Below are 4725 nucleotides of genomic sequence, written 5' to 3' on the forward strand. Positions count from 1 at the left end.
GCACCGCGTGTCACCGAAACGGCCCGTCCGGCAGAGTACGACGGCGCCGCCCCGCCCCGCTCGTCCGGCTCGCCTGCAGTGCCAGCCGGCAACGAGGCCGAAACCCCGCGTGCCGGGCTGTATCCGATCGACGGCGGGCGCCGCTCTGCGCGCTCCGGCCGCCGTGCATCCCGGCCGGCAGCCGGGGAGGAGCAGGTGCCGGATTCTCCGCTGGCCGGTTCCATCCTGTCCCCGTCCACGTGGAAACAAACCGCCGAAGCCCTGAAGCAGGTCCGTTCGCGTTGAGAAGCACCGGCACTCTGGCCCCGACGGCAGGCCGCTGGCCCCGTCTGGCCACCGCAGCGCTACTGGCATTACTGCTGGCAGTGCTCTTTGCCGTAGCCGCCGCCCTCCTCGACGCCCCGTCGGCTTTCGCCTCGCCGGTGGCCCCGGTGCCTCCGGTTGACCCGCTGGCCCCCACGGAACCAGGCTCGCCCGACGGTGACGGCGGGTTCTCGGTGGAAATCAACGGACCCAACGGCACGCCGTCGTCCGCCGTCATCACACTGCTGGGGATCACACTGCTGTCGGTGGCCCCGGCGCTGTTGCTCATGATGACGTCCTTCACCAAAATCTTCGTGGTGCTGGCCATGACCCGGAACGCCCTGTCCCTGCCCTCCATCCCGCCGAACCAGGTGCTGGCCGGTCTGGCGCTGTTCCTGTCCTTGTTCATCATGTGGCCGGTGCTGACCCAGGTGAACGAGCTGGGCGTCCAGCCGTACATGGAAGGGACCACAACCTTCGGGGACGCGGTGGGCGCCGCTGCCGCGCCGCTGCAGAACTTCATGCTGGCGCATACGCGCGAGGAAGACCTGGCGCTGATGATGCGTGCCGCCGACCTGCCCAACCCCGAGAACCCCGAAGCCGTGCCGCTGCAGACGCTGATCCCGGCGTTCATGATCTCCGAACTGCGCGCCGCGTTCATCATCGGGTTCGTCATCTTCGTGCCGTTCCTGGTGATCGACCTCGTGGTGGCCTCGGCGCTGATGTCCATGGGCATGATGATGCTCCCGCCGGTGATGATTTCGCTGCCGTTCAAGATCCTGCTGTTCGTGCTGGTGGACGGCTGGGGCCTGATCATCACCGCCCTGGTGGGAAGTTACGGTACCTAGCCGTGGATACAAACGCTGTTCTGGACATCGGCCTGCAGGGCCTGCTGGTCGCCGCCAAACTCTCCGCCCCGGTGCTGGTTACCGCGCTGGTGGTCGGCTTCGCCGTCTCCTTAGTGCAGTCCATGACGCAGATCCAGGAGATCACGCTGTCTTTCGTGCCCAAAGCCGTGGCCGTGGCGGTGGCCTTGCTGGTGTGCGGGCATTGGATGATCTCCGAGATGGTCTCCTTCACCCACGAAATGTTCGAGAAAATCCCCGGCCTGCTCGGCGGCGGATAATGAACATCCCGCTCGACCAGGCATGGATCGAGGCCACCATGCTGGCAGGCGTCCGCATGGTGGCTTTCCTGCTGATTGCCCCGCCGTTCTCCTACGGCGCCATTCCTGCACGGATCAAGGCGATGCTCGGCGTCGGCCTGGCGCTGGCGGTCTCGCCCCGGGTGACCAACGGCTACGAGCCGATGAGCACGGCCGGCTTCTTCGGCGCGCTGGTGCTGGAGATCCTGGTCGGTGCGCTGCTGGGCTTCCTGGTGCTGGTGGTGTTTTCCGCGGTACAGTCCGCGGGCACGTTGATCGACCTGTTCGGCGGCTTTTCCATGGCGCAGGCGTTTGATCCGCAGTCGATGGTCAATGGCGCCCAGTTCACCCGGCTGTTCCAGATGGCCGCGCTTTCCCTGCTGTTCGCCTCCGACGGCTACCAGCTGATCATCGGCGGGTTGGCCCGCAGCTTCACCGCGCTGCCGCTGGGCGGGGGAGTGGATCTGGCGGAGCCCGTGCAGCTGATCATCACCGGGGTCACGCAGATGTTCCTCGCCTCCGTGCAGATTGCCGGACCGCTGCTGGTGGTGCTCTTTCTGGCCGACGCCGGACTGGGCCTGCTCACGCGGGTGGCCCCGGCGCTGAACGCGTTTGCCTTGGGCTTCCCACTGAAGATTTTCCTGACCCTGACGCTGGCGGGCGTGGTGTTCGTGGCGCTGCCGCGGATCGTCTCCTCGCTGGCCGGGCAGGCCGTGGCGGCGCTGACGGGGGTGGGCTAGATGTCGCAGGACACCTCCGAAGAACGGACAGAGCAGGCCACCCCCAAGCGGATGAAGGAGGTCCGGCAAAAGGGGCAGCTCTCCAAATCCCAGGACCTCACGGCCTGGCTCGGCGTGGGGGCAGCGGCGCTCATGCTGCCGATGACCATCGGCCGCGCCTCACAGGCCGGCACCGACCAGATGTTCACCGTCACGCGGATGATCCAGTCGCCGGACCCGGGGCTGGTGGTCAAGGCGCTGGAGGACGGGCTGGGCACCATCATCTACACGCTCACGCCGATGTTCCTGGCCGTCGTCGCCGTCATCATCGCGGGAGCGGCCCTGCAAGGCGGCATCCATTGGAAGAAGTTCAAGCCCGAGACCCAGCAGTTCAACCTGGTCAACGGGCTCAAAAAGGTGTTCGGCATGCAGGCGCTCTGGCAGGGCGCCAAGGCCCTGCTGAAGACAGTGGTGGTGGGGCTGGCCCTGTACTTTGTGGTGCAGGGGCTGGTCCCGGTGCTGATGACCGCAGGCGGGCTGTCGATCGCCTCGCTGCTCGAAGCTGCGGCCGGCGGCACCGCCGGCCTGCTGCAAACGGCGATCATTGCCGGCCTGATCCTGGCTGCCCTGGACGTGATGGTGGTGATCCGGCGCAACCGCAAGAAGACCCGGATGACCAAGAAGGAAGTCCGCGACGAGAACAAGAACTCCGAAGGCGACCCGCTGATCAAGTCGCAGCGGCGCTCGCGGCAGCTGGCGATGAGCCGGAACCGCATGATCGCCGCGGTGGGAGGCTCCGACGTCGTGCTGGTGAACCCGATCCACTACGCTGTGGCGCTGAAGTACGAACCAGGAAAATCCGCGCCGCGCGTGGTGGCCAAGGGGGCCGGCAACATTGCCGCCCGCATCCGCGAGGAGGCCGAAACCACCCGGGTGCCGGTGGTGCGCGATGTCCCGCTGGCCCGGGCGCTGCATGCCTCCTGCGAGATCGGGCAGGAAATCCCGATGGAGCTCTACAACGCCGTGGCCCGCGTGCTCGCGTTCGTCATGAGCCTCAAGGCCCGCGGCACGTCAGCCAGCACATCCGCAGGCGTCCACACCATGGCAGAGCCGGCAATGACCGACGCCGATGCTGCCGCCCACGCTTCAACCCGGCCAGGCCAACGGGCCTTGTCCCAACTGTCGCCCGGAGGTGACTGATGAACCGCAACCTCTCCAAGCTTGCCGTCCCGATCGGCGTGGTGGGCATCATCCTGCTGCTGGTGGTGCCGATTCCCGCGGGACTGCTGGATGTGCTGATCATCGTGAACATCCTGCTGGCGCTGGTGATCCTGCTGACCACGATGTTCGTGAAGAAGCCGCTGGACTTCTCCGTGTTCCCGTCGCTGCTGCTGGTGGCCACGCTGTTTCGGCTGGGCCTGAACGTGGCGTCCACCCGGCTGGTCCTCGGCGACGGCTACGCCGGGCAGGTGATCGAGGCGTTCGGCCATGTGGCGGTGGGCGGCTCGATCATCATCGGCGCGGTGGTGTTCCTGATCCTGGTGGTCATCCAGTTTGTGGTGGTCACCAAGGGCGCCGAACGCGTGGCCGAGGTGGGCGCCCGCTTCACGCTGGACGCGATGCCGGGCAAGCAGATGGCCATCGACGCCGACCTGAACGCCGGCCTGATCACCGACGCGCAGGCCCGCGAACGCCGTGCCGCGGTGTCCGCCGAAGCGGACTTCTACGGCGCCATGGACGGTGCGTCCAAGTTCGTCAAGGGCGATGCGATCGCCGGCATCATCATCATCATCATCAACATCGTGGGCGGCATCGCCATCGGCATGCTGCAGCGCGGCATGGGGATTGGTGACGCCGTCAGCACCTACACCCTGCTGACCATCGGCGACGGCCTGGTCACGCAGATCCCGGCGCTGCTGATGGCCGTGTCCACCGGCATGGTCGTGACCCGGTCGAATGCCGACTCGGAAATGGGCTCCGACGCCTCCGACCAGCTGACCCAGTCCCGCCAGGCGCTGATGATCGCCGGCGGGGCGGCCATCCTGCTGGCCCTGATCCCGGGGATGCCCAAAATCCCGTTTATCCTGGTGGGCGCGTCCCTGATCTTCATGGCTCAGCGGCTCAAGGCAACGGAGGCTGCCAAAGCCAAGGACGACGACGCCGCTGCCGCCGCAGCGGGTGCGCTGGCTCCCGCTTCGGAGACTACCGAGGACCTCATCGAACAGATGCGGGTGCATGCGCTGGAGATCCAGCTGGCACCGGATCTGGTGGACCTGGTCTCCGGGGCCTCCGACGACCTGCTGGCCCGGGTGCGGGCGCTGCGCCGGAAGATCGCCATGGAGCTGGGCATTGTGGTGCCGCCGGTGCGCACCCGCGACAGCATCGACCTGCCGCTGTCCACCTATGTGATCCGGATAGCCGGTGTGGAAACCGGCCGCGGCGAAGCTCCGGCCGGCAAGGTCCTGGCGCTGGGCGACAACCTGGACTCGCTGCCGGGCATCGCCACGGTGGAACCGGTGTTCGGGCTGGCCGGCAAGTGGGTCCCGGCGGAGATGCGGC

General features: G+C 67.2%; 5 protein-coding genes and 1 pseudogene. All 6 read left to right on the forward strand.

Translation table 11 applies throughout. The features are described 5' to 3' along the window. A pseudogene (locus AC5RWT_RS34620) lies at window positions 1-285 on the forward strand (hypothetical protein); the annotation flags it as partial. 80 nt (window positions 286-365) lie between these two features. Then, the gene (fliP, locus tag AC5RWT_RS34625; RefSeq protein ID WP_494084174.1) at window positions 366-1151 is read left to right on the forward strand and encodes a flagellar type III secretion system pore protein FliP; all 786 of its coding nucleotides are present in this window, start codon (window positions 366-368) and stop codon (window positions 1149-1151) included. Between the two features lie 2 nt (window positions 1152-1153). Beyond that, a complete protein-coding gene (fliQ, locus tag AC5RWT_RS34630) occupies window positions 1154-1429 on the forward strand; it encodes a flagellar biosynthesis protein FliQ (protein WP_493966498.1) in 276 nt (91 codons plus the stop codon). Then, window positions 1429-2187, forward strand: coding sequence for a flagellar biosynthetic protein FliR (locus AC5RWT_RS34635; RefSeq protein WP_494084175.1), 759 nt, complete (start codon window positions 1429-1431; stop codon window positions 2185-2187). The genes fliQ and AC5RWT_RS34635 overlap by 1 nt, the downstream gene beginning before the upstream one ends. Further along, on the forward strand, window positions 2188-3366 hold the full coding sequence (locus AC5RWT_RS34640; protein ID WP_494084176.1) for an EscU/YscU/HrcU family type III secretion system export apparatus switch protein: 1179 nt from the start codon (window positions 2188-2190) through the stop codon (window positions 3364-3366). Next, window positions 3366-4725 (forward strand): FHIPEP family type III secretion protein (locus tag AC5RWT_RS34645; RefSeq protein WP_494084177.1); only part of this gene is annotated, 1360 nt, incomplete at its 3' end. The genes AC5RWT_RS34640 and AC5RWT_RS34645, both read left to right, overlap by 1 nt.

The organism is Arthrobacter sp. Dra40 (assembly GCF_059091905.1).